Origin of the sequence: Sphaerisporangium sp. NPDC005288 (genome assembly GCF_040607475.1) — a bacterium.
In the GTDB taxonomy this organism is placed as follows: domain Bacteria; phylum Actinomycetota; class Actinomycetes; order Streptosporangiales; family Streptosporangiaceae; genus Sphaerisporangium; species Sphaerisporangium rhizosphaerae.
In genome coordinates this window covers 74423-99886 of record NZ_JBEXGT010000030.1, presented here as the reverse complement: position 1 = coordinate 99886, position 25464 = coordinate 74423, and the positions used below count along the sequence as shown (strand labels likewise).

Genomic DNA, 25464 nt, shown 5'->3' with positions numbered 1-25464 from the left:
CGCCATGACCGTCCTCACGCTGGGGGTGCACATCGTCGATGTGCTGGCCCGGCCCGTGGAGTCCATCCCCCGGGGCCAGGACACCCACCTGCTGGAGCAGATCAGGGTGACGGCCGCGGGCGCCGCCGCCGGCACCGCCGTCGACCTGGCCAAGCTCGGGGTGCCGGTCGCCTCGGCCGGCGCGGTCGGCCACGACGAGCTGGGCGACCTGCTGCTGATGCTCATGGAACGGCACGGCGTGGACGTGCGGGGCGTCGTGCGCAAGACCGGCGAGCAGACCGCCGCCTCCATCCTGCCCATCCGCCCCGACGGCGGGCGGCCCTCCTTCCACGTCCCCGGCGCCAACCTGACCCTGTCCACCGCCGACCTCGACCCCGCCCAGGTGACCGGGGCGCGCGTGGTCCACCTCGGCGGCATGGACGTCACCTGGGGCCTGCACGACCCGGCCTTCTTCGAACTGCTCACCGCCGCCAGGCGGGGCGGGACGCTGGTCACGATGGACCTGCTGTCCAACATGCCCGACCTGATGCAGGGGGCCCGCGCCTTCCTGCCGCACGTCGACCACTTCCTGCCCAACGAGGAGCAGGCACTCATGATCACCGGCGCGTCGTCGGTGGAGGAGGCGGCGGCCATGCTGCTCGCCGAGGGCCCCGCGGGCGTGCTGATCACCCTCGGCGCCGAGGGCAGCCTGGTCGCCACGGCCGGCGGGGCGGTCCGCGTGCCCGCCCTGCGCACGCCCGTCGTGGACACCACCGGATGCGGCGACGCCTACTGCGCCGGGTTCATCGCCGGCCTGCTCGCCGGGCACGAGGTCACCGGCGCCGCCCGCCTGGGCACCGCCCTGGCCGCCCGGGTCGCCGGGGGCCTCGGCTCCGACGCCGGACTCGACGGCCTGACCGTCGACCACCTCCAGCGCCTCGCCGACGAGGGCGCCGGGGCGCTGCCCGCCACCGAAGGGATCTGAGCACATGTCCGACAGAGTGTCCGACGCCGAACTGCGCGACCGGGCCGCCAAGGTCGTCCCCGGCGGCATGTACGGCCACCTCAACGCCGCGATCTTCGCCCCCGGCTACCCCCAGTTCTTCGTCCGGGGCGAGGGCTGCCGCCAGTGGGACGCCGACGGGCGCGAGTACCTCGACCTGATGTGCAGCTGGGGGCCGGTCATCCTCGGCCACCGGCACCCGCGCGTCGAGCAGGCGGCGGCCGCCCAGCAGGCCGCGGGGGACTGCCTGAACGGGCCGGGCCCGGTCATGGTGGAGCTCGCCGAGCTGATGGTCGACCTGATCCCCTCGGCCGACTGGGTGATGTTCTCCAAGAACGGCACCGACGCCACCACCCAGGCGCTCATGGTGGCCCGCGCCGCCACCGGGCGCTCCAAGGTGCTGGTGGCCCACGGGGCCTACCACGGGGCCGACCCGTGGTGCACCCCCAGCCTGGCCGGCACGACCCCGAGCGAGCGCGCCGACCTGATCGAGTACCCCTACAACGACCTGGCCGGCGCCGAGGCCGCCGCCGCCCAGGCTGAGGGGGACGTGGCCGCGATCATCGTCACGCCGTTCAAGCACGACTCCTTCGAGGACCAGGAGCCGGTCGACCCCGCCTTCGCGCGGGGGGTGCGCGCCCTGGCCGACCGCATCGGCGCCGCCCTGGTGATCGACGACGTGCGCGCCGGCTTCCGGCTCGACCTGCGCGGCTCGTGGGAGCCGCTCGGCGTGCGCCCCGACCTGACCGCGTGGAGCAAGGCGATGGCCAACGGCTACGCCATCGCGGCGGTCACCGGCACCGACGCGCTGCGCGGCCCGGCGCAGACGTTGTACTCCACCGGGTCGTTCTGGTTCTCCGCCGTCGCCATGGCCGCGGCCAAGGCCACCATCGAGACGCTGCGCGACATCGACGGCCCGGCGCTGATGGAGCGGGCCGGGACGCGGCTGCGTGAGGGGCTGGCGGCGCAGGCGGCCTCCCACGGGTTCGTGGTCAGGCAGACCGGTCCGGTGCAGATCCCGTGGCTGTCCTTCGAGGGCGACACGACCCTGGAGAAGGGCATGTACTGGTCCGGCGCGTGCCTGAAGGAGGGGGTGTACCTCCACCCGTGGCACAACTGGTTCCTGTCGGCGGCGCACACCGACGCCGACATCGACCGGGCGCTGGCCGGCACCGACGCCGCCTTCGCCGCGTTGCGCGCGAAGTTCGGCGCCGACTGAGCCGAAGCCTCCGCTCCGGAGCGCGCCTCCTGCCACGAGGCGCGCTCCGGACCGCGCCTCGCTCTTCCCGGGGGAGCCGCGCCTCACGGCGGGAGGGCGGCGTGGCCGGGGGAGGGGGGCTCAGCCGCGCAGGCGCACCCACTGCAGGTCGTCGTGCCGGGTGCCGTCCGCGCCCGGCAGCAGCGCTCTGACCAGGGCCTCCCGCTCGAAGCCCGCGCGCTCCAGCACGCGGTGGGAGGGGGTGTTGTCGGTCGCGGTGCCGGCGACGATGCGGTGCAGGGAGGTCCTGGCGAAGGCCCACTCGCACAGCAGGTCCACGGCCCTGGTCATGAACCCGCGGCCGCGGAAGCGCCCGGCCAGGCTGTAGCCGATCATCGCCTGGCCGAGCGCCTGGTTGACGTTCATGAGCTGGATGTGGCCGGCGAACTCCCCGGTGGCGGCGTCGTGGATGCCGAGCTCGGCCCGCTCGCCCGCCAGCCACCACATGCCGGTGCACCGGGCGCGGTACACGCTCTCCTCGCGTAGCGGGGCGAGCGGCGGGACGCTGCGCACCAGCACGTCCGGCTCGCTCATCATGGCCTGGTAGGCGTCGACGTCGGCCAGGGTGAGCGGCGCGAGCCGCACCACGCCGTCCGAGAGCGACCCCCCGGGCAGGTCGGGCAGGTAAGACCGCTGGGGGGTGCCGGGGTCGGTGGCCAGGCGCCCGTACAGCACCAGGTCGGTGCGGCCGCCGCCGTCCTTGCGGGGGGCGGCCTCCCGCAGGACGCCTTCGCGGCGGTAGCCCGCGGCCATCGCGACGCGCTGGCTCGCGGTATTCTCCAGATCGGTGAGCAGTTCGACCCGGTGCGTCCCGTGCTGGTAGGCCCATTCGCTGAGGGCCCGGGTCACGTTGGTGGCCACTCCACGCCGGCGGGCCCAGGGCGCGACCATATAGCCGATCTCGGCGTTGCCCGCCGCGGACGGCGGCTTGAGCAGCGCGTTGCCGAGCCAGTCGCCGGTGGCCGGGTCGGCGATGGCGAAGTACGCCCCGCCCGCCTCCCACGTCCCGGGGGCGGTCTCGGTGACGAAGACGCGCGCGTCGTCGGCGGTGTAGGGGACCGGGACGCTCGGGACGTAGGCGGCGATCTCGGGATCCGCGCAGGCCCGCGTGATCGCGTCGATGTCGTCCTTGGCGGGCGGGCGCAGCAGGTACGGGCCCGCCTGGACCGTCTCGCGGGGGTACCGGGGAAGCCCGGGAAGCCGGGGAAGCATGGCAAAGAGCTACCAGGATCGGGCGCGGAGGGCCAATCCATTTCTGAGGGGGATGCGCCACCCCAGAGGTCGCGTTCCACCTGATACCGGTCACCCCAGTGGGCTCGCGCGCCCGCGCGAGCGGGCGGCGGGCGGATATAGCCTTGCGCGCATGGGTTTCCGCAGGCACGGGCCGTTCCGGCCCGGTGATCAGGTACAACTAACCGACCCCAAGGACAAGCGCCACACCGTGACGCTCAAAGAGGGCGGTGTCTTCCACACGCACAAAGGCTCCATCCCGCACGACGACCTGATCGGGTCTCCCGAGGGCTCGGTCGTGCGCTCCTCCGGCGGGACGCCGTATCTGGCCTTCCGCCACCTGCTGCAGGACTACGCGGTCTCCATGCCGCGCGGCGCGGCCGTCGTCTATCCCAAGGACGCCGCGCAGATCGTCGCCATGGCCGACGTCTTCCCCGGCGCGCGGGTCGTGGAGGCCGGCGTCGGCTCCGGGGCGCTCACGTGCTTCCTGCTGCGCGCGGTGGGCGAGAGCGGCACGGTCACCTCCTACGAGCGGCGCGAGGACTTCGCCGAGGTGGCGCGCAAGAACGTCGAGAAGTTCTACGGCGGCCCCATGCAGCAGTGGCGGCTGGTCGTGGGCGATCTGGTCGCCTCCCTCGACGAGAGCGACGTCGACCGGGTGATCCTCGACATGCTGGCGCCGTGGGAGTGCGTGGACGCGGCGGCCAAAGCCCTGACGCCTGGTGGTGTTATCTGCTGTTATGTAGCGACAACAACACAGTTGTCGCGTACGGTGGAAAGCCTCCGCGATCACGGAAGTTTCACTGAGCCGCATTCGTGGGAAACCTTGGTCCGCGACTGGCATGTGGAAGGTCTCGCCGTCCGCCCGGGTCACCGGATGGTCGGGCACACGGGCTTCCTCGTCACGGCCCGTCGCATGGCGGACGGCGTCACGCCCCCGCCCAGGCGCCGACGCCCCGCCAAGGGCGCGTACGGGGAGGAGTCGGGCACATGAGCTCCCGAAGCCGACCATGAGGTTCGGCGGGCAATCATGCCGGCTCGCCAACCATGGGAACAGAAACCCGTGTGACGCTGCTTACTAGCAATAGCCGCCTATAAGGCATTTAACACTGAACACTGGATGTAATGACACGAACACTCCCTGGCCAGGTTACGGATGCCCCCGAGATAGGTAGGGTCTTGAGTAGTCGCCCTCGACTGGGAAGGAGGTGACTGTGGCAGCTCGCGATGACGCTGAGGCTCGAGCCGCCCAGCGCGAACGGGAGGTCGCTGACCTCACAACTCAGGTCTCCTTCCTCCAGGAGGAGATCACCGCGTTGCGCCGGAAGCTCGCCGAGTCTCCACGGCAAGCCAGGGTCCTCGAGGAACGTCTCCATGAGTTGCAGGCCAATCTGGCCGCGGTCACCGGGCAGAACGAACGGCTGGTGGCCACGCTCAAGGAGGCCCGGGACCAGATCGTGGCCCTCAAGGAGGAGGTCGACCGGCTGGCTCAGCCGCCGTCCGGCTTCGGCGTCTTCCTGGAGGCACGTGACGACGGCACCGTCGAGGTCTTCACCGGGGGGCGCAAGCTCCGGGTGAACGTCAGCCCCGCGGTCGACGTCGACACGCTCAAGCGCGGCCAGGAGGTCATGCTCAACGAGGCGCTCAACGTGGTCGAGGCGCTCGGCTACGAGAGCGTCGGCGAGATCGTGATGCTCAAGGAGCTCCTCGAGGACGGCCAGCGCGCGCTGGTCATCTCCCACGCCGACGAGGAGCGCGTGGTCCGCCTCGCCGAGTCGCTGTTCGACCAGCCCATCCGGGCCGGCGACTCGCTGCTGCTGGAACCCCGCTCCGGCTACGTCTACGAGCGCATCCCCAAGTCCGAGGTCGAGGAGCTCGTGCTCGAAGAGGTCCCCGACATCTCCTACGAGGAGATCGGCGGCCTGTCCCGGCAGATCGAGCAGATCAGGGACGCCATCGAACTGCCCTACCTGCACGCCGACCTGTTCCGCGAGCACAAGCTGCGTCCCCCCAAGGGCGTGCTGCTCTACGGTCCCCCCGGGTGCGGCAAGACGCTCATCGCCAAGGCCGTGGCCAACTCCCTGGCCAAGCAGGTCGCGGAGAAGACCGGCCAGTCCGGCAAGAGCTTCTTCCTCAACATCAAGGGCCCCGAGCTGCTGAACAAGTACGTCGGCGAGACCGAGCGGCACATCCGCCTGGTCTTCCAGCGGGCCCGTGAGAAGGCCTCCGAGGGCACCCCGGTGATCGTGTTCTTCGACGAGATGGACTCGATCTTCCGCACCCGCGGCTCGGGCGTCTCCTCCGACGTCGAGAACACCATCGTCCCCCAGCTGCTGTCGGAGATCGACGGCGTCGAGGGCCTGGAGAACGTCATCGTCATCGGCGCCTCCAACCGCGAGGACATGATCGACCCGGCGATCCTGCGGCCCGGCCGCCTGGACGTCAAGATCAAGATCGAGCGGCCGGACGCCGAGGCGGCCAAGGACATCTTCTCGAAGTACATCACCACCGAGCTGCCGCTCCACGAGGAGGATCTCGGCGAGCACACCGGCTCCCGTGAGGCGACCGTCGGCGGGATGATCCAGCGGGTCGTCGAGCGGATGTACACCGAGTCCGAGGAGAACCGCTTCCTCGAGGTGACCTACGCCAACGGCGACAAGGAGGTCCTGTACTTCAAGGACTTCAACTCCGGGGCCATGATCCAGAACATCGTGGACCGCGGCAAGAAGATGGCCATCAAGGCGTTCCTGGAGACCGGGCAGAAGGGCCTTCGCATCGCGCACCTGCTCGCGGCCTGCGTCGACGAGTTCAGCGAGAACGAAGACCTGCCCAACACCACGAACCCCGACGACTGGGCCCGCATCTCCGGCAAGAAGGGCGAGCGGATCGTCTACATCCGCACCCTGGTCTCCGGGAAGCAGGGCACGGAAGCCGGGCGGTCCATCGACACGGTCGCCAACACCGGCCAGTACCTCTGATTGACACCGGCATGCGACGGCGTGGTTCCTCCGGAGCCGCGCCGTCGCTGTTTCCGCCCCGGCGGAGCGGGCAGCCACCAGAGGGTCTGGATGCGCGGGCGACGGTCTAGGCTCGTGGTTACAGGCGGCGTGACGGTGATGGTCCGGGTGCGACAGAGCACAGATGAAGGGCTGAGAGCGTGACGGTACGGCGGGTGATGGGCATCGAGACCGAGTACGGCATTTCCGTACCCGGGCAGCCGGGCGCGAACGCGATGGTGACCTCCTCACAGGTGGTCAACGCCTACCTGGCGGCCTCGGCCGCCCGGGCGCGCAGGGCCCGATGGGACTTCGAGGAGGAGAATCCACTTCGCGACGCCCGCGGCTTCGACCTGGCCCGCGAGATCGCCGACCCCACCCAGCTCACCGACGAGGATCTCGGGCTGGCCAACGTCATCCTGACCAACGGGGCCAGGCTCTACGTCGACCACGCCCACCCCGAGTACTCCACTCCCGAGTGCACCAACCCCCGTGCGGCGGTGATCTGGGACAAGGCCGGCGAGCGGGTCATGCACGACGCCGCCGTCCGCGCCTCGGCCATGCCGGGGAACGCTCCTATCCAGCTGTACAAGAACAACACCGACAACAAGGGCGCCTCCTACGGCTGCCACGAGAACTACCTCATGCGGCGCGCCACGCCCTTCGCCGACATCGTGCGCCACCTCACGCCGTTCTTCGTCTCCCGCCAGGTCGTCTGCGGCGCCGGCCGCGTCGGCATCGGGCAGGACTCGCGCGGCGAGGGCTTCCAGATCAGCCAGCGGGCCGACTTCTTCGAGGTCGAGGTGGGCCTGGAGACCACGCTCAAGCGGCCCATCATCAACACCCGCGACGAGCCGCACGCCGACCCCGAGAAGTACCGCCGCCTGCACGTGATCATCGGCGACGCCAACATGTCCGAGATCTCGACCTACCTCAAGCTGGGGTCCACGGCCCTGGTGCTGGCGATGATCGAGGACGGTTTCCTCACCGGCGACCTGTCGGTCGAGAGCCCCGTGGCGGCGCTGCGGGCCGTCTCGCACGACCCGACCTGCAAGTACGAGATCACCCTGCGCGACGGGCGCAAGATGACCGCCGTCCAGCTCCAGATGGAGTACCTGGAGCAGGCGCGCAAGTACGTCGAGGACCGCTTCGGCGCGGCCGTCGACGACATGACCAAGGACGTGCTCAACCGCTGGGAGTCGGTGCTCACCCGCCTGGCCGAGGACCCGATGCAGCTGTCCAGGGAGCTCGACTGGGTGGCCAAGCTCGAGATCCTCGAGGGCTACCGCTCGCGCGACGGTCTGCCCTGGTCGCACCCTCGCCTGCAGTTGGTCGACCTGCAGTACACCGACATCCGCCCCGAGCGGGGCCTGTACAACCGCCTGGTGGCCCGCGACCGCATGCAGCGGCTGGTCACCGAGGACGACGTCCAGCGGGCCATCGAGCTGCCGCCCAACGACACCCGCGCCTACTTCCGCGGCCGGTGCCTGCGCCAGTACAGCGAGTCGGTGGCGGCGGCCTCGTGGGATTCGGTGATCTTCGACATCCCGGGCCGCGAGTCGCTCCAGCGCGTGCCCACCTTGGAGCCCCTGCGTGGCACCAAGGCCCACGTGGGCGAGCTGCTCGACCGCTGCCGCACCGCCGCCGACCTGGTCAGCGCCCTCACCGGCGAACGCTGACCCCGCCCGGGCCGCCGGCCGGCCACCACGCCGGCCGCGGGCCCGCGACCCGTCCACCCAGCCCGGCCCCGCGCGCCAGCCCTGCCCGCGCCGGGGCGGCCCATGCCGGGGCGGGTCGTCTCGCGGCTCCGTTTCGCGACGCCTCCCGGTGGACGGGCCAGTTCCGATCTACATTGTAAAGGCGCCGGGCGGGAAGATGCCGCTGCCGGTCAGCCGCATGGGCGGCACCGCGATGCCCTCCTTGCGCAGGATCTCCGACAGCAGCAGGGCGGCCTGGTCGCTGGTGAGCCGCTCCGCCGGGTCGGGCCGCAGCAGCCCCTCCAGCAGCGTCCGGAGCGCGCCGGCCCGCCGGGGCATCCGCGCCTGCTCGGGCGGCGTGGTCGAAAGGACGTCCCCGCCGCCGGTCGCCGGCGGCCTGCCCTCGACCGAGAAGTACAGGGTGGCCCCGAAGGACCACAGGTCGGCCGCCTGCGTCGCCGGGTGGCCGTGCAGCCGCTCCGGCGCGATGTACCCGGGGGACCCGACGATCGGCATGGTGTTGGTGTGGGAGGTCTCGTCCTGGAGCACCGCGATGCCGAAGTCACTGAGCACGACCCGCTCGCCGGTCAGCAGCACGTTCCCGGGCTTGATGTCGCGGTGCAGGACGCCGGCCGCGTGGGCGTGCCGCAGGCCGCTGAGCAGGTGGAAGCCGATCCAGGCCGTCCAGTGCACCGGCAGGCGGCCAAGGTGCCAGGCGGTGGCCTGCAGGGTCAGCGCCTCCACCAGTTCCATGACGATCCAGAGCCGGCCGTCCTCCTCCAGCAGGTCGTGGACGGTGACGATGGCCGGATGGCTGAGCCGCGCGGCCGATCGCGCCTCGCGCAGCGCGTGGCGCCTGGCCGTGTGCACGTCGAACCGGTCCCCGTGCTGCGACGGGCGCAGTTCCTTGATCGCCACGTCGCGGGCGAGCCGTCTGTCGTGCGCGCGCCAGACGATGCCCATGCCACCTTGGCCCAGCGGCGAGATCAGCCGGTAGCGATCTCCGAGCAGCTGTGCGTGGTCCGCTTTCATTTCACCCGTTCATATCCGGCATCGTGACCCAGCCCCCACGGCCGCTCCTCGGGAGCGGGATGCCTATGGGCGGATCTTCACAGAATGCCATATGAGAAGGGGTGGCGATCAGATTTGCACCAGTCCGGCATGGGTGTGGCGGTCGTTCGCCCACCGCGGTGCGAACCCGGCAACGGGCCCCTCGAAGCTCCGATGCGGGCGCTATCGGGCGGATAAATGGTGGCAAGTCACCAGATTTGCGGCGGCCTGTTCCGGGGAGGTTGTCTGACGGGACGGTCCTCTTCCAGGCGTCTGGCGTAGATCACAGGACGATCCGCGCGAAATGTCGTCTGGTTCGGGGAAGATATGAATCAGATGCGTCCCCCAAGCGGAGGTACCACATGGCGACGAAGGACACCGGCGGCCAGAAGCAGACCGGCCGGCAGGAGACCGAGGTCGAGGAGACCGAGGCACAGGCGGCTCCGGACGTCCAGGAGCGTCAGGAAAAGCTCACTGACGACGTCGACGCGATCCTCGACGAGATCGACGAGGTCCTCGAGGAGAACGCCGAGGAGTTCGTCCGCAGCTACGTGCAGAAGGGCGGCCAGTAGGGCCGGCCGATCTGATCTGATCGGCCCCACCCGCCCGGCGACGAGCGCGGCGACCTCGCCCACCCCGGGTCGCGGAGACGACCCCCGCCCTCGGGCCGAGGCACGCCGAGGCGCGTCACCGCCGGCGGAAGGACGACCCCGCCTCACCCAGAGGCGAGGAGGTCGACTCCGCGCCACCCAGACAGGTGTACGCAGCCCCCGGAGGGCGCTCAGGCATCATGAGCCCCGCAGCGCCCCCCGGGGGGCGCCTCGGCCGATCACGGGAGGCCGCCGCGGCGCCGTACCTCCCGCCCAGTCCGCCCCCGGTCGAACGGCCTTGACTCCACCGCCCTCCCGCCCGCAGCGAGGCACGGCCCAGCCCGGCCGTACGCCGCCCATCGGAGGCACCCGCACCACGTCCGAACGGCCTTCTCTCCACCGCGCCTCCCGCAGCGAGGTAATGGCCCAGCCCGGCCGTACGTCGCACACCGGAGGCGCCCACTCCACTGTCGAACGGCCCTCTCTCCACCGCCCCGACCGCAGGACGGCCCGCCCCGCTACCAGGCGGTCGCACCGCCGTCGACGGGGATGTTGGCGCCCGTGATGTACGACGCCCGGTCGGAGGCGAGGAAGGCCGCCACCTCGACGACCTCCTCGGGGCGGGCGAAGCGCCTCAGAAGCGTCTTGCCGGTTATCGCGTCCCTGGCGGCCTGGTCGTCGCCGAGGTCGCGCTCGCTGGCCGGGCTCAGGACGGGCCCGGGGCTGATCGCCACCGCACGGATCCCATGGGGCGCGCCTTCGAGCGCGAACTGCCGCGTCATGCCGATGACACCGGCGTTCGCCGCACCGTGCGCGACCATCGGGGGGACCCGGCCGGCGATCATGCCGGCCATGGACGCGACGTTGATGATGACGCCGCCGCCGCGCCGGACCAGATGGGGCCATGCGAACTTCGACACCAGGAAGGGGATGTCCAGTTCGCCGGCCATCGTCACCTTCCAGTCATCGACCGAGAAATCGGGCATCGGGCCGAAGCGCATGTAGGCCGCGTTGTTGTAGACCACGTCGAGCCCGCCGTACGCGGCCGCGGCTTCCTCGACGACCTGCCGCGCCTGCCGCGGATCGCTGAGATCGCTCGGCGCGATGCCCGTCATCTCGCCGCCGGCGCGGCGCACCAGTTCCACCGTCTCCTGGTTCGGCTCGGCCTGGATGTCGCAGCCGACGACCTTGGCGCCCTCTCGCGCGAAGACCAGCGCCGCGACGCGGCCCATGCCTCCCGCGGTGCCGGTGATGAGCACTGTCTTCTCGTCAAGCGTTCCCATGGAGCGCTCCTCCCGCCGGGTGGTTCATGACATTTACTTGCTTCGTCAAGCAAGTAATAGCAGGTAATTCCTTCGCGAAGCAAGTAAAGTCCGGTTCATGACCACAGCCCAGCCGCCTCGGCCGCTCACTCCCGACGAGGAGACACTGCTCCGGGCGCTGACCCGCGTGATGTACGCGCTGCCGCGCGCCATCGACGCCGACATGATGCGCGAGCAACGGATGCCGCTCGTCGAGTTCGTCACCCTGATGCGGCTGTCGGAGGCGCCGCGGCGGCGGATGCGGATGGGGGACCTCGCGGCCGCCTGCGAGCTCTCGCTGAGCGGGATGACGCGCATCGTCGCCCGCCTCGCGGATCAGGGCCTGGTGGAACGGGTCAGGTGCGACGACGACGCCCGCGGGTGGAACGCCGTCCTCACCGACGCCGGCCTCACCCGCCTGGAGCAGGCGTGGCCGGCCAACCTGGCCAGCGTGCGCCGGCACTTCTTCGACCACCTCGAAGGCATCGACCTCGCCCGGCTCGCCAGTGCCATCCAGCGGGTCGCGAGCGACGACTGAGCCCGGCGCCTCTCAGGCCAGGTGGACCGCGGCGGTCGTGGATCGCCGGCGACGGCCGCCCCTGGGTGTCCCTCAGGTCAGGTGGACCGTCGCGATCTCGAAGGGGCGCAGCGGGAGCCGCAGGAGGCCCTGAACGGGCCGCTGGGGGCCGATCGGGCGGCCGAGGGTGTCCACCAGGCACGCGGTGGTGAACGCGCCTCTGATCACCGCCTCGGTGGGCGCGGGATGCTCGGCGACCAGGCGTACCTCCAGTGCGCCGTCCCGCTCGCGCAGCGCGCCCATCATCACGCCATCGCCGCCCACCTCCAGCCGCGACTCCGCCCCCGCACCGCTCGTGTCCGCCCAGGGTTCCGGCCGGGAACCGCGCGCCTCCTGCCACGGCTCCGGCGCGTCGCCGCTCGCCTCGGGCCGGGAGCGCGGTGCCGGGCCGCTCACCTCCGGTTCGGGCGTCCGCGCCGCCGGCGCGGTCTGGGCGGAGCCCGGGACCGCCAGCAGGTCCAGGTGGTACTCCTCGGCGAGGCGGGGCAGGGCGGCCCGGTCCCAGCCGCCCTCGTACAGGTGCACCGCGAACCGGGTCGTGATCGGCCCGGAGCACTGGGCGCCGGGCGTCGCGATCTGCGGCCCGGCGGGCTCGTCCCGGTAGGCGTTGTGGTTGCGCGAGAGGTACCCGACCGCCCGCAGCAACGTCACCGCCAGCTCACCCGCCCCTCCGGCCGGGCCGCCGGGGCCACTGGGGGTCCCAGGGCCAGGGCCGCCGGGGCCCGCGGAGTCACCGGAGTCACCGGAGTCACCGGAGTCGGCGGAGTCGCCGGGTGCGGCGGCGCGGGGGGCGTCCGGAGGCGGCGCGGCCTCATGGGGCAGCAGCTCGTACTCGGTGACGTGGCCGGGGAACACGGCCAGGCCGCCGGCGGCGACGAAGCCCGAGGCGGGGAAGGTGGGCAGCGGCTCCTCCCCGCAGCCGCCCTCGGCGCTCAGCCCGCGCCGGACGACCGCGTATTGGCCGCCGGCGAACGACTCGGCGGCCGGGCGGGGCAGGGGAGCGTGCCAGCGGACGCGGTGGTCGCGGCAGGCGTTGTCGAAGGTGACGGCCAGCCGGGCGTACGGCTCGCCCGCGCGCAACTCGACCCGGGTGGTCACGGTGACCTCGGCCTCCTCCGGCGACCGGGCGCCGCCGGTGAGCCGAACCGGCCAGCGGTAGCCGCGCGCCACCTCCATCACCGACACCAGCGGGCCCGAGCACACCGGCGTGACCGTGACCCACGCGGGCGTGCCGGTCAGGCGGTCGCCCGCGGGCGGGGCGTAGTTGTAGGTGTCGCCGGCGTCCCCGCCGTCGACGACGCGGCCGACGCCCCGCACGGTCAGGCCGGACGGCGTGGTGAGGGCGAGCGTGCCGTCGTCCTGCGCGGCCACCCGCAGCAGGCCGTTGTCCAGCACCCCGTGCCCGCCCGGCGCCCCGGGGGAGGAAGGGACGGGGGCGGAGGCGGGCGCGGAGGTCAGCACGGTGCGTCCCAGGGCGGGGACCCGGGCCTGGGCGGCGACGGTCACCACGGGGTCGGCGACCGTGCGGACCAGCCACGGGCCCGGGCGGGCGGCGACCGCCGCCTCGATGTCGGCCCTGAGGTCGGCGTGGCGGTAGGCGGTGGAGGCGTGGCGGCCGACGACGACCGTGAACACCCCGTCGCCCGCGGCCCAGGAGACGATCTCGTGGCCGAACAGCTCCCGCTCGTGGATCCGGCCGAGGAGCGCGCCCAAGTCATCCATGGCCGACTCGTCGAGCAGCGTCGGGGACTGCGCCAGCCGCTGCACCGGCACCGCCGAGCCGTCCTCGGCGGCCAGCCCGGAGCGCTCCGCGGGCAGGTCGGCCGTCACCAGGGCGGTGCGGGCGAAGGGGGAGGGGTTGACGACCACGACCTGGTCGCGCCGGGCGCCCGCGGCGAGCGAGGCGGAGACCAGGTCGACCACGGCCTGCCCGATCTGCTCGGCCTCGGCGACGCGCGCGCCGACCTGCTGGGCGGTCTCGTCCGCGCCGCACCCGGTGATGGAGTCGTGGCCGCTGCAGGCGACCAGCCCGCGCCAGGCCAGCTCGATCAGCCGCCGCGCCGCCGTCCGCTCGCCCTCGCCGCGCCGTCCGCCGTGGCCGTCCCGTCCGCTCTCGCTCCGCCGTCCGCCGTGACCGTGCCGTCCGCTCTCGCTCCGCTGTCCGTCTTCGCCGTGCCCTTCGTCCCGCGGTTCGCCGGGGCGGTGGCCGAGCCACAGGGCGGACAGGGGTTCGGCGTAGCGGGTGACGACGCGTTCGGCGCGGCCCATGGCCTGCTTGAGGTGGACGCGGGCGGAGATCACGCCGGGCAGGATGTTGGCCCGGGCGTGGGAGCGCAGCTCGCCGCGGACGACCGGCGCCGGCCCGCCGGCACCGTCCAGGGCACCAGGTGAGGACAGGTACTCGCCGAGGGTGGCCAGGCGCAGCCCGGCCGCGGTGATCCCGGCGGCGGGCGCGGAGTGGTCGGCGCCGTACATGGCCAGCAGCGGCCCCTCGGCGCGCCAGGGGCGCATGACGCCGGTGAAGGCCGCCAGCCGGTCGCCCATCCCTTCCTCCGGGCCGGTGAACAGCGCCACCGCGTTGCCGTAACCGCCCGGCATGTACTGGGTGGGGATCACCGTGCCGTCGATGCCCTCCCAGGCGAACACGTCGCGCTCGACCGAGGCGGGCACCCCGCGCCACAGGCAGGCGACCGGCAGTCCGGCGAGGGCGAGGATCTGCGGCATCTGCGCGCAGTGCCCGAACTGGTCGGGCAGGTACCCGACCTCCATGGCCCCGCCCAGTTCCCCGGCGCCGCGCAGCCCGTACTCCAGGTTGCGGATCAGGGTCTCTCCCGAGCACAGGAACTCGTCGGCCAGGATCGTCCACGGCCCGGCGGCGAAGCGGCCCTCCTGGACGAACCCGGCGAGCTGGTCCCTGCGCTCGGGGCGGATCTCCAGGTAGTCCTCGACCGCGGCGAGCTGCCCGTCCATGGTGAACCGGTAGGCGGGGTCGGCGGCCATGGTGTCGAGCACCTCGTCCAGCATCCGCACCAGGCCCATGCGGAAGCGCTGGAACGGCAGGTACCACTCCCGGTCCCAGTGGGTGTGCGGGACGACGACGATCTCGTTCACCAGGTGCCTCCGGCCGGGGGACGTCGGGCTCTCACAGGCGGGCGGGCGGTCAGGTGCACAGGGCCATGACCTCGTTGCGCGTGGTCTCCAGGCGGTGCGGCCCGGGACGGGCGGGCAGCGTGACCCGGTCGCCGCGGATGACCGAGCGATGGTCGGGACCCCACAGGACCAGCCCGTCGGCGTCCAGGACCCAGAACTCCCCGCCGTGCCGCAGCAGCAGCGGCCCCTCGGGCCCGGCCGAGACGGCCGTCCGGCCGGCGCGGACGCCCTCCACGATGGCCGCGCCTCCCGCGCCGTCGCCGACCGGCTCGGCCAGCACCCAGGTGGCCGGCGCGCCGGGCGGGTGGTTCTCCTCCGGACGGTGGAAGTCGCCGCCCCCGACGTAGACCAGGTCGTCGTGCCACGCCTGCGCCCAGGACAGCGGAGCGCCCCACGTGCGGTCCCACCACCCCGAGTGCCAGACCTCGGCCGTGCGGGGCCGCTCGGTGAACGGGTGGCGCCACGCGCAGTCGGCGCCGAGGGGATGGTTGACCGACAGCAGCCCGCCCCGGTCGTGCACCTCCCGCGCCCAGGCGTCGGCGGGACGCCGGAAGTCGATCCACCCGATGTCGCCGAAGGCGTTGGCGTGACCGAGGTCGGTGGTGACCTCCTGGCCGGGCACCAGCGTGATCCCCGCGCGCGCCGCCGCGGCGGGCAGCTCGGCGTGGTGGCTGACGGTGTTGTGGTCGGTGACCGCCAGGAAGTCCAGGCCCTGCGACCGGGCGAGCGCGGCCAGCTCGTCGATGGTGAGGACGCCGTCAGAGTGCACGGTGTGGGCGTGCAGCTCGCCGGCGTGCCAGCGCAGCCCGTCCAGCACGGGCAGTCCCCGGCGCGCCGAGGCGGGCGCCACCAGGGCCGGAGGGGGAGCGGCCGGCGGGCCGGGCGGCGCGGGCGGGACGGCGTGCGGGGTCACGGTGACCTGGTAGGCCACGCCGTCCAGCGGGACGCGGTACAGCCCGATCAGCACCTGCCAGGCGCCCGGCTCCGGCTCGCCGGGCAGGTAGCCGGGCGTGGCCCACGAAGGGGCGATCGTGTACCGGGAGCGGGCGCCCCCCGACCAGCCGCGGAAGCGCGCGGGCCCCTCGCAGCCGAGGTCGAGGACGCCGGCCGAGCGGTCGTAGGACAGTTCCACGGTGAACGCGCGGGCCGCCGCGGGCAGCTCGAACGGCACCCCCCACACCTGCTTGACCAGGCGGTCCTCCAGCGTCCAGCGGCCGTCCAGCCGGATCGGCGCGAGCCCGGTCACGCGGCCACCAGCCCGCCGTCGCGGTACACCAGGGCGCGCGGATGGCGCGGGACCGCCCACGCGGCGGCACCCGGGGCGGGTTCGGCGTCCTCGGGGACCACCGCCTGCACCAGGTGCTCGCCGGTGCCGGTGCGGGTGCCGGAGCCCACCTCGAGCGTCACCAGGAAGGACGTGCCCAGATTCTCCACGACCGAGACCCGGCCGGCGAAGGCGTCCTCGCGGGCCGAGCAGGACAGGTCCATGTACTCCGGCCGCAGCCCGTAGACGATCTCCTCGCCTTCGGCGAGCCCTTCAGGCAGGGGCAGGACGGCCCCGGCCACCCGCAGCGCGCCGTCCTGGACCACCCCCGGCAGCAGGTTCATCGGCGTGGAGCCGATGAAGGAGGCCACGAACGTGCTGGAGGGCCGCTGGAACACCTCCGAGGGCGTGCCGACCTGCATGATGCGCCCGGCGGACATGACGGCGATGCGGTCGGCCATGGCCAGCGCCTCACTCTGGTCGTGGGTGACGAACACCGTGGTGACCGCCAGCTCGCGCTGGAGGCGTTTGAGGAACGTCCGGGCCTCCAGGCGCATGCGTGCGTCCAGGTTGGACAGCGGCTCGTCGAACAGGAACACCGTGGGATGGCAGGCGATGGCGCGGGCCAGCGCCACCCGCTGCTGCTGGCCGCCCGACAGCTGGCCCGGCCGGCGGGCGAGCAGCTCCGACAGGCTCAGCCGCGCCGCCGTCGCCGCCGCCTTGTCCTCCCGCTCGGCGCGGGGCACCTTCTTGATCCGCAGCGGGTAGGCGATGTTGGCGGTGACATCCATGTGCGGGAACAGGGCGTAGTCCTGGAACACCATGGCCACGTCCCGCCGGCCGGGCGGCAGGGCCGTCACGTCCGCCGAGCCGATCGTGACGCTGCCCGAGGTGGGGGTCTCCAGGCCGGCGATCGTGCGCAGCAGCGTCGTCTTGCCGCAACCGGAGGGACCCAGCAGCGCGAAGAACTCCCCGTCGGCGATCTCCAGGTCCAGGGCGTCGACCGCCCGGACCCCGCCGGGGAACTCCTTGGTCAGGCCGTGCAGCGAGATCACCGTTTGATCCCTCCGTGGAAGCGGAAGCCGTACTTGCGGCTGACGAACACGTACATGAGGACGACAGGGAGGGAGTAGAGCAGCGAGAACGTCGAGATGAGGTCGAGGCGGGGCGAGCCGCCCTCGGTGTACAGGGTGTAGAGGATCACCGCGCCCGGGGACTTCTCCGGGTCGCGCAACAGGATGAACGGCGTCAGGAAACTGCCCCACACCGAGGCCACCGCCCACACCGCGATCGTCGCCAGCCCTGGCCTGACGACCGGCACCACGATGTGCCACAGGATCTGCAGCGGGCTCGCCCCGAACACCCGGGCCGACTCCTCGTAGGAGGTCGGCGTGGCGTCCATGAAGTCCTTCAGAATGAAGATCGCGGCCGGGAGCAGGCCGCCCGACAGTGTCAGCACGACGCCGAGGTGGGTGTCGACCAGGTTGAGCCGGGTGGCCAGCTCGAAGATCGGCACCATGGCCGCGGTGCCGGTGACCACCGACGACAGCAGGAGCAGCACGTACAGCAAGGCGTCCCTGCCGGGGATGCGCACCCGCGACAGCGCGTACGCCGCGAGCGCCGCCAGCACCACCACCAGCACCGCGCTGCCCGCCGCCTGGAGCACCGAGTTGCCGAGCGAGGACAGCACGTACGGGTTGTCGAGCAGCGCCCGGAAGTTGCCGAGCGTGAACTCCGGCACCGAGGCGGTGATCGTCGGATGGGCGTCGAACGGGGCGGTGGCCAGCCACAGCAGCGGCAGCGCGAAGAACCCGGCGACGGCCGCCAGGAACGTCGCCCGCCCGATCGACGCCACCGCGTGGCGCGCCCGTGCGGCGCCCGCCCCCGCCGGGCGGGCGACGCCCGAGGTGGTCTTTCGGCCTTCTTCCACGGTCACGCCGCCACCCCCCTCCGGCCGCGCAGCAGCCGCAGGTACACCAGCGCCAGCACCAGGTTGATGATCAGCACCAGGAACGACACCGCCGCGCCGAACCCGAGCCGCCCGCCGCTGATGGCCACGTTGTAGATGTAGACCGGCAGGATCTCCGACCGGCCCTCGGGCCCGCCCGCCGTGATCTGGAAGCTCGTGAAGTCGTTGAACGTCCACAGGCTGATCAGCAGCAGGTTGGTCAGCATGTGGCCCCTGATGCGGGGGAACACCACGTCGCGCAACTGCTGCGCCGTCGAGGCCCCGGCCAGGCGGGCCGTCTCCAGGTGAGAGGGCGGCACGTTCTCCAGCGCCGCCCCGTACAGCATCATCGAGAACGCGGTGCCCCGCCAGACGTTGAAGACGATGATCGACGGCATCGGGTGGTCCAGCAGCCAGGCGAACCCGGGCGTGTGCAGCACCGCGTTCAGCGTGCCCTGGTCCCGGTCGAGCAGGGCGATCCACAGGAACGCCACCACCGAGGAGGGCAGGATCCACGCCAGCAGCACCAGCCCCTCGACCACCCGCTTGACCGGGCCGGTGCGGTTGCGCAGCGCCCAGGCGATCGAGAACCCCAGGCCCGCCTGGCCGATGATCGCCGAGCCGATCACGAACTGCACCGTCAGCCACAGCGAGGTGCCGAACCGCTCGTCCCCGAGCGCCTCGGCGTAGTTGTCCACGCCCACCAGCCGGGGGTCGGCGGCCGCGAGCCCGGTCAGCCGGAAGTCGGTGAGCCCGAGATAGATGGTCCAGAGTGCCGGGAAGATCAGGAACACCCCGATGAGCACCACGGCCGGCAACACGAACCCGACCGCCCTCCCCCTCCCCAACCCCGCCGCATCTGTGCTCATGGCGCTCGCTCTGTGTTCTTGGCGCTCGCTCCGCTCGCGCGGAGCGAGGACGCGCCGGTGGGTACCTCACGCATGGAAGGCATCCAGTGGCATCGCAACGCTTCGTGCCATCGGTGTCACTGGGCCACGTTGGCGGGGCCGCCGACGAGGGATTCGACTTTTCGCTGGTAGGCGGTGGCGGCCTCGTCGACGGTCTTGCCGGAGACGATGGCGGCGGTGGCCTCCTGGAGGGCGACCGAGACCTCCGGGTAGACGGCGAGGCCCGGACGGTAGCTCGTGATCGGCAGGACCTTCTGGGCGACGAAGCCGAGCATCGGGTCAGGGGTCAGCACCTCGTCGTTGACGTCGGTGCGCGAGGTGATGCGCGCCTCCCCGGCCAGGCCGGCCTTGGTGGCCTCGGCCGAGTGCATGAACGACAGCAGCTCCCAGGCGAGCTTGATGTTCTTGGACCTGGGGTTGAGCGCCCGCACCGCGCCGCCGGACATGCTGACGAAGTCCTGGCCGCGCACCCCGGCGCCGGGCCGCTCGGCGGGGATCAGCGCGTACCCGACGACCTTGTCGCGGTCCTGCATGGGGGCGACGCCGGCCTTGGGCTCGACGACCGAGCGCCAGAAGTAGTCGCCCTCCGCCAGGACGCCGATCTTGCCCTCGGCGAACATCTGGAAGGACTTGTCGCGGCCCTTGGCCTCCTGCTGCAGCCGGGGGTCGCCGAGACCGGCGGTGTAGACCTGCCGGTAGAAGCCCAGGACGTCCTTGAGGCCCTGCGAGGCGCCCGTCCACCTGCCGCCGGAGAAGATCTCGGTGCCGGTGCCCGCCAGCAGCGGCAGCGCGCCCTGCATGCTGGTGGCCTCGCCCATCGCGGTGCCCGCGTTGATCTGCAGGGGCACCGGGACGCCGGCCCTCTTCAGCGCCGTGCCGGCGTCGATGATCTCCTGCCAGCTCTTGGGCTGCCAGTCGGCCGGCAGCCCCGCCTTGGCGAACAGGGTCTTGTTGTAGAACAGGACGCGCCCGTCGGTGCCCTGCGGCAGGCCGTACTTCTTGCCGTCGAAGATGCCGAGGTCCTGGACGGCCTTCGGGATCTGGCTCCACCCCTCCCACTGCTCCACCTCGGGCCCGGCGGTCTCGGCCAGCGGCTTGATGTACCCGGCCTGCGCGAACTCGCCCACCCAGATGCCGTCGAGGTCGATCACGTCTGCCCCTGCCCCGGACTTCAGATCCAGGGCGATCTTCGTCTTGTACTGCTCGTCGTCCACGCCGTTCGGCTGGAACAGCACGTGGACGGTCTTGCCCTTGGCCTTCTGGGCCTCCTCGAACTTGGGGATCAGCCAGTTCTTGGTCCAGTCGGCGGTGGCGGCGTTCTTGCCGCCGGAGATGGCGTTGGCCGTGATCGTCACGGTGGCGTCGCCGCCTCCGGAGGATCCTCCGGAAGCGCAGGCGGTGAGGGAGAGCGCGGTGGCGGCCACGAGAACGAGGGGTCGTGCGAGTCTCAACGGAGGGACCTCCCCTTGGGGACGGGGGGCGAGTGGGGGGCTGCCTGTTTTCATGTCACGACAACTCGACAATTTCATGCCCGGTCTCGTCCGTAAAGATTATTTTCGTGGAAGATGAGGCTGGATGGGCGGAAGCGGTTCGCCGTGAGCTGATCGTGGGAAGTGCAACCACCACAGCACCACGAGTAGGGTCGGCGTAGGAGTTGTAAGGCGCTCTGGAGGGAGTCGCGTGGCAGCACAGCGGGGCTGGATGAACAATCCTCTGTTCCTGGACACGGGGTCGACGTCGTTCACCGAGTTCGTCGGGTCCTACGCTCCGGGGCTCCTCCCGGGGAGATTCGAGTCCCTGGCGGCCTCCGTCGGCGACCAGATCCCGCACGCCACGACCATCGTCGCGGCGACGTTCGCGGGAGGCGTCGTCATGGCGGGCGACCGCCGGGCCACCTCCGGCAACTACATCTCCCAGAAGGACATGCAGAAGGTCTTCCGCACCGATGACTACTCGTGCGTGGGCATCGCCGGAACCGCCAGCACGGGCATCGAGCTCGCCCGGCTCTACCTGGTGGAACTGGAGCACTACGAGAAGCGCGAAGGCCGCATGCTGTCGGTCGACGGCAAGGCCAACCGGCTCGGCGCGATGATCCGCGCCAACCTGCCGATGGCCATGCAGGGCATGGTCGTGGTGCCGCTGTTCGCGGCCTACGACGAAGATTCCGACACCGGCCGCATCTTCTCCTACGACGTGGGCGGCGGCCCGTACGAGCAGACGAACTACGCCTCCATCGGCTCGGGCTCGCTGTTCGCGCGCGGCGCGCTGAAGAAGCTCTACCGCGAGAACGCCGCGGTCGAGGACACCGTCATGGCCTGCGTCGAGTCGCTCTACGACGCCGCGGACGACGACTCGGCGACCGGTGGTCCCGACGTCACCCGCAAGATCTGGCCGCTGGTCGCGGTGATCACCGAGGACGGCTACCGCCGTCTGTCCGACGAGGAGGTCGAGGGGTACGTCCGGCAGGTGCTGGACCGCCGCATGAGCGACCCCGACGGCCCCACGGCTCCGCTGCGCTAGTCACCACCCACGGCCACGAGAGGATCACCACCGGTGTCCATGCCCTTTGGATATGTGTCCCCCGAACAGGAGATGCGGGACAAGGCCGATTTCGCGCGGAAGGGCATCGCGCGCGGCCGCAGCGTCGTGGTGCTGCAGTACGAGAACGGCATTCTGTTCGTCGCTCCGAACGCCTCCCGGGCGCTGCACAAGATCAGTGAGATCTACGACCGCATCGGCTTCGCCGCGGTCGGCAAGTACAACGAGTTCGAGGCCCTGCGCCTGGGCGGCATCCGCTACGCCGACATCAACGGCTACACCTACGACCGCAGCGACGTCACCGCGCGCGGCCTGGCCAACCTCTACGCCCAGTCGCTCGGCATGGTGTTCACCGAGTCGCGCAAGCCGTACGAGGTCGAACTGGTCGTCGCCGAGATCGGCGACGCCCCCGAGGACGACCAGATCTATCGCCTCACCTTCGACGGCTCGGTCACCGACGAGCACGGGTTCGTGGTGATGGGCGGCGTGGCCGACACCGTGGCCGGCCGCCTGAAGGAGCGCTTCCGCCAGGGCATGCCGCTGACGGAGGCACTGGACGCCGGTCTGGCCGCCCTGACCGAGCCCGGCGGCGAGCGCCCGCCGGTGTCCCAGCTCGAGGTGGCGGTCCTCGACCGCACCCGCGAGCACCGCAAGTTCCAGCGCCTGACCGGCGGCCGCCTCGAACGTCTCCTCGCGGCCACCGCGCCCTCCGCGGCGCCCTCCACCGAGCCCAAGGCGGGAGCCGGCGAGGCCGCCAAGCCCGAGGGCGACTCCCCGGCCACCGCCCCCGAGGGCGAGATCGACACCGGTTCCGTCGACTGACCCGTCCTGCCTGCGGCCTCACGTCCCGGTCCCCGAACGAGGGGGCCGGGACGTCGTGCTCGCGGGGCTGCGAGATCGTCAAGCTTGCGGAGATCGCCGCGCCGCGGATCCCGCCGGGACGGCCGAACGGGGCCATCCGCCACACCACGCCCGGAAACAGGGGAGAAGATCTCTCCCCTCCGGCGGCTCGGGGACATAGTGTGATGTGATGGATCGTCGCATCTTCGGCTTGGAGAACGAGTACGGCGTCACCTGCACGTTCAGGGGCCAGCGCAGGCTGTCCCCGGACGAGGTGGCGCGCTACCTCTTCCGCAGAGTCGTGTCCTGGGGCCGATCGAGCAATGTCTTCCTCCGCAACGGCGCCCGCCTCTACCTCGACGTGGGCAGCCACCCCGAGTACGCAACCCCTGAGTGTGACAACGTCGTGGAGCTGGTCACCCACGACAAGGCGGGCGAGCGCATCCTCGAAGGACTGCTCGTCGACGCCGAGAAGCGGCTGCGCGAGGAGGGCATCGCCGGTGACATCTACCTGTTCAAGAACAACACCGACTCGGCGGGCAACTCCTACGGCTGCCACGAGAACTACCTCGTCGGCAGGCACGGCGAGTTCGGCCGGCTCGCCGACGTCCTGATCCCGTTCCTGGTCACCCGGCAGATCATCTGCGGGGCGGGCAAGGTGCTGCAGACGCCCCGCGGCGCGGTCTACTGCGTCTCCCAGCGCGCCGAGCACATCTGGGAGGGGGTGTCGAGCGCCACCACCCGGTCGCGCCCGATCATCAACACCCGCGACGAGCCGCACGCCGACGCCGAGCGCTTCCGCCGCCTGCACGTCATCGTCGGCGACTCCAACATGAGCGAGGCGACGATGCTGCTCAAGGTCGGGGCGACCGACCTGGTGCTGCGCATGGTGGAGGCCGGCACGGTCATGCGCGACCTCAGCCTGGAGAACCCGATAAGGGCGATCCGCGAGGTGTCGCATGACATGACCGGACGCCGCCGCGTGCGCCTGGCCAACGGCCGCGAGGCGTCCTCGCTGGAGATCCAGCAGGAGTACCTCGGAAAGGCCCGCGACTTCGTCGACCGCCGCGGCGGGGACGCGATCACCCGCAGGGTGCTGGAGCTGTGGGAGCGCACGCTGAGGGCCGTGGAGACCGGCGACCTGGACCTGGTGTCGCGCGAGATCGACTGGGTGACCAAGTACCAGCTCATCGAGCGCTACCGCACCAAGTACGACCTGCCGCTGTCCTCGCCGAGGGTGGCCCAGCTCGACCTGGCCTACCACGACGTCCACCGCAAGCGGGGGCTGTTCTACCTGCTGCAGCGGCGCGGCGCCGTCGAGCGCGTGGCGTCCGACCTGAAGATCTTCGAGGCCAAGTCGGTGCCGCCGCAGACGACGCGCGCCCGGCTGCGCGGCGAGTTCATCCGCAAGGCGCAGGAGAAGCGCCGCGACTTCACCGTCGACTGGGTGCACCTGAAGCTCAACGACCAGGCCCAGCGCACGGTCCTGTGCAAGGACCCGTTCCGCAGCGTGGACGAGCGGGTGGACAAGCTGATCGCGGGCATGTGACCCGGCGGGCTCCGGCGGTCCGGTTTCCGCCGGCGGTCCCCTCCGTCCGGCGGTCCTGGACGGCCGGCGGCCCTTCCGGTCGGCGGTCCTGGACGGCCGGTGGCCCTTCCGGTGGGCGGCCTGGTCGGTGGGCGGTTCCGACCGGCCCGCGCCGCCCGCCGGACGCGTCGGCCGCGCCGCGACGGCGCGGCCGGTGAAAGTTTCGGGCCCGTGCGCCGGGCACGGCTCCGGCGTCGTCCGAACGCGGCCCGCGCGAGGTTCGCGCGGGGGGCGGAGACCGGCGCCGGGCGAGCGTCGTGCCAGGTGAGCGGCGCACCGACGGAATGGCGAATCCGAACGCGCGGTCATGCTTCGGCAAGATCGAGCGCCGCCGACTCGGGCGGTCATGGGGGTCGGGTAGTGTTACGCGAACGTGACGTCTCTCCGAGGGATACCCATGCGCCGACTGGCCCTTCTCGCCGCCGTGCCGTTGCTGTTCGCCGCCGCCTGCGGTAGTGGTGGCGGCGAGGTCACCGCCAAGACCGGCACCTCCACCGGCGGCGTACAGGTGGCGGGTGACTTCGGCAAGAAGCCGCAGGTCACCTTCCCCAAGGGCAAGCCGCCCACGACGTCGTCCTCCCAGACGATCAAGCCAGGCCAGGGCACGCAGGTCAAGGACGGCGACTCGGTGGTCGCCAACCTCACCGCCTACAGCTGGGACGGCAAGGCCAACGCCGCGTCGGGCTCCACCTACGACGACGGCGCGCCCCAGCTCATCAAGGTCGATCCCAAGCTCCCCTCGGTGGTCTACAAGGCGTTCCAGGACAGCAAGCCCGGCGGGCGGTTCCTCGCCGTCGTCGCCAAGGACAGCCTGACCCCCGACCAGGTCGAGCAGGCCAAGTCGCAGGGTGCCGACACCTCCATCGCCAGCGTCTACGTCGTGGACGTGATGGGCGTGCCCACCGTCAAGGCCGCCCACGGCACCGCCACGGACCCGGGGATGTCGGGCGTCAAGCTGGAGAACCCGGGCGGCGACCAGGCGCCCAAGCTGACCACCAAGACCGACGCCACCGCGCCGAAGGGCCTGGTCGCCAAGACCGTCATCAAGGGCGCCGGCCCGGTGGTCAAGTCCGGTCAGACGATCCTGGTCCACTACACCGGCAAGATCTGGGGCAGCGACACCGAGTTCGACAGCAGCTGGGGCCGCGGCGAGCCGGTGATGTTCCCGATCGGCGTCGGCAAGGTCATCAAGGGCTGGGACCAGAGCCTGGTCGGCGTCCCGGTGGGCAGCCGGGTGCTGGTCTCCATCCCGCCGGCCCTGGGCTACGGCAAGGCCGGCTCCGGCGACAAGATCAAGGGCACCGACACCCTGGTCTTCGTCGTCGACGTCCTCGGCGCCTACTGACCCAGGCCGCCTCACCGGCCGAGCCGGGCCACGCACCGCCTCACCTGGGCGCGCCCGCTTCGTATCGGCTTCCGCATCCCCGCATCCCCGCATCCCCGCATCCCCGCATCCCCGCATCCCCGCATCGCCGCCACGGCCGCACCTGTGCCCTCTCTCGGGCGCGACGGTGCGGCCGTACGGTGTTTCCGGAGCCGGGCCGTGC

20 protein-coding genes are annotated in these 25464 nt (G+C 71.8%); 11 read left to right on the top strand and 9 right to left on the bottom strand.

The window, feature by feature from the left end; all coding sequences use genetic code 11:
• Positions 1-4 precede the first annotated feature (4 nt).
• Positions 5-964: a sugar kinase gene (locus ABZU32_RS26345; protein ID WP_354926081.1), complete on the top strand. Its 960-nt coding sequence runs from the start codon at positions 5-7 to the stop codon at positions 962-964.
• Between the two features lie 4 nt (positions 965-968).
• Entirely contained in the window at positions 969-2201 is a 1233-nt protein-coding gene (locus tag ABZU32_RS26340) for an aminotransferase class III-fold pyridoxal phosphate-dependent enzyme (protein ID WP_354852758.1), read from the top strand.
• A 120-nt stretch (positions 2202-2321) separates the two neighbouring features.
• On the opposite strand, the gene ABZU32_RS26335 is transcribed toward ABZU32_RS26340, so the two are convergent.
• Positions 2322-3452 (bottom strand): GNAT family N-acetyltransferase, encoded by a 1131-nt coding sequence (locus tag ABZU32_RS26335; RefSeq protein WP_354926079.1) that lies wholly within the window; start codon positions 3450-3452, stop codon positions 2322-2324.
• A 151-nt stretch (positions 3453-3603) separates the two neighbouring features.
• On the opposite strand from ABZU32_RS26335, the gene ABZU32_RS26330 reads away from it, so the two are divergent.
• From ABZU32_RS26330 to dop, 3 genes are all read left to right on the top strand, one after another.
• The gene (locus ABZU32_RS26330; RefSeq protein WP_354926077.1) at positions 3604-4464 is read left to right on the top strand and encodes a tRNA (adenine-N1)-methyltransferase; all 861 of its coding nucleotides are present in this window, start codon (positions 3604-3606) and stop codon (positions 4462-4464) included.
• Between the two features lie 220 nt (positions 4465-4684).
• On the top strand, positions 4685-6448 hold the full coding sequence (arc, locus tag ABZU32_RS26325; RefSeq protein WP_354852762.1) for a proteasome ATPase: 1764 nt from the start codon (positions 4685-4687) through the stop codon (positions 6446-6448).
• 179 nt (positions 6449-6627) lie between these two features.
• Complete coding sequence (gene dop, locus ABZU32_RS26320; RefSeq protein ID WP_354852763.1) at positions 6628-8145, top strand: depupylase/deamidase Dop; 1518 nt, start codon at positions 6628-6630, stop codon at positions 8143-8145.
• Between the two features lie 168 nt (positions 8146-8313).
• On the opposite strand, the gene ABZU32_RS26315 is transcribed toward dop, so the two are convergent.
• On the bottom strand, positions 8314-9195 hold the full coding sequence (locus ABZU32_RS26315; RefSeq protein ID WP_354852765.1) for a serine/threonine-protein kinase: 882 nt from the start codon (positions 9193-9195) through the stop codon (positions 8314-8316).
• A gap of 380 nt (positions 9196-9575) precedes the next feature.
• Between ABZU32_RS26315 and ABZU32_RS26310 the strand changes: the two genes are divergently transcribed.
• Positions 9576-9785 carry a ubiquitin-like protein Pup gene (locus ABZU32_RS26310; protein WP_279787070.1) on the top strand — a complete coding sequence of 70 codons (210 nt, stop codon included), beginning with the start codon at positions 9576-9578 and terminating at the stop codon, positions 9783-9785.
• A 536-nt stretch (positions 9786-10321) separates the two neighbouring features.
• On the opposite strand, the gene ABZU32_RS26305 is transcribed toward ABZU32_RS26310, so the two are convergent.
• On the bottom strand, positions 10322-11086 hold the full coding sequence (locus ABZU32_RS26305) for an SDR family NAD(P)-dependent oxidoreductase (RefSeq protein WP_354926075.1): 765 nt from the start codon (positions 11084-11086) through the stop codon (positions 10322-10324).
• A 97-nt stretch (positions 11087-11183) separates the two neighbouring features.
• Here ABZU32_RS26305 and ABZU32_RS26300 point away from each other — a divergent pair, with 97 nt between their 5' ends.
• Positions 11184-11642, top strand: a complete 459-nt coding sequence (locus ABZU32_RS26300) for a MarR family winged helix-turn-helix transcriptional regulator (RefSeq protein ID WP_354852769.1) — start codon at positions 11184-11186, stop codon at positions 11640-11642.
• A gap of 72 nt (positions 11643-11714) precedes the next feature.
• Here the strand turns inward: ABZU32_RS26300 and ABZU32_RS26295 are convergent, their stop codons facing one another.
• The 6 genes from ABZU32_RS26295 to ABZU32_RS26270 form a co-directional block, all read right to left on the bottom strand.
• On the bottom strand, positions 11715-14792 hold the full coding sequence (locus tag ABZU32_RS26295; protein WP_354926073.1) for an alpha-mannosidase: 3078 nt from the start codon (positions 14790-14792) through the stop codon (positions 11715-11717).
• A gap of 49 nt (positions 14793-14841) precedes the next feature.
• Positions 14842-16077, bottom strand: a complete 1236-nt coding sequence (locus tag ABZU32_RS26290) for a CehA/McbA family metallohydrolase (RefSeq protein ID WP_354926071.1) — start codon at positions 16075-16077, stop codon at positions 14842-14844.
• Entirely contained in the window at positions 16074-17150 is a 1077-nt protein-coding gene (locus ABZU32_RS26285) for an ABC transporter ATP-binding protein (protein ID WP_354926069.1), read from the bottom strand. The genes ABZU32_RS26290 and ABZU32_RS26285 overlap by 4 nt, the downstream gene beginning before the upstream one ends.
• The gene (locus ABZU32_RS26280) at positions 17147-18031 is read right to left on the bottom strand and encodes a carbohydrate ABC transporter permease (RefSeq protein ID WP_354926067.1); all 885 of its coding nucleotides are present in this window, start codon (positions 18029-18031) and stop codon (positions 17147-17149) included. Before ABZU32_RS26280 ends, ABZU32_RS26285 begins: the two co-directional genes overlap by 4 nt.
• Positions 18028-18912, bottom strand: coding sequence for a sugar ABC transporter permease (locus tag ABZU32_RS26275; RefSeq protein ID WP_354852778.1), 885 nt, complete (start codon positions 18910-18912; stop codon positions 18028-18030). The genes ABZU32_RS26280 and ABZU32_RS26275 overlap by 4 nt, the downstream gene beginning before the upstream one ends.
• Positions 18913-19028: 116 nt before the next feature.
• Positions 19029-20402: an extracellular solute-binding protein gene (locus tag ABZU32_RS26270; RefSeq protein ID WP_354926065.1), complete on the bottom strand. Its 1374-nt coding sequence runs from the start codon at positions 20400-20402 to the stop codon at positions 19029-19031.
• A 250-nt stretch (positions 20403-20652) separates the two neighbouring features.
• On the opposite strand from ABZU32_RS26270, the gene prcB reads away from it, so the two are divergent.
• The 4 genes from prcB (at position 20653) to ABZU32_RS26250 (ending at position 25262) form a co-directional block, all read left to right on the top strand.
• The gene (gene prcB, locus ABZU32_RS26265) at positions 20653-21471 is read left to right on the top strand and encodes a proteasome subunit beta (RefSeq protein WP_354926113.1); all 819 of its coding nucleotides are present in this window, start codon (positions 20653-20655) and stop codon (positions 21469-21471) included.
• A gap of 39 nt (positions 21472-21510) precedes the next feature.
• The gene (gene prcA / locus ABZU32_RS26260; RefSeq protein ID WP_354926111.1) at positions 21511-22311 is read left to right on the top strand and encodes a proteasome subunit alpha; all 801 of its coding nucleotides are present in this window, start codon (positions 21511-21513) and stop codon (positions 22309-22311) included.
• A gap of 208 nt (positions 22312-22519) precedes the next feature.
• Positions 22520-23878: a Pup--protein ligase gene (pafA, locus tag ABZU32_RS26255; RefSeq protein WP_354926063.1), complete on the top strand. Its 1359-nt coding sequence runs from the start codon at positions 22520-22522 to the stop codon at positions 23876-23878.
• Between the two features lie 436 nt (positions 23879-24314).
• On the top strand, positions 24315-25262 hold the full coding sequence (locus tag ABZU32_RS26250; RefSeq protein WP_354926061.1) for an FKBP-type peptidyl-prolyl cis-trans isomerase: 948 nt from the start codon (positions 24315-24317) through the stop codon (positions 25260-25262).
• Positions 25263-25464: the final 202 nt, after the last annotated feature.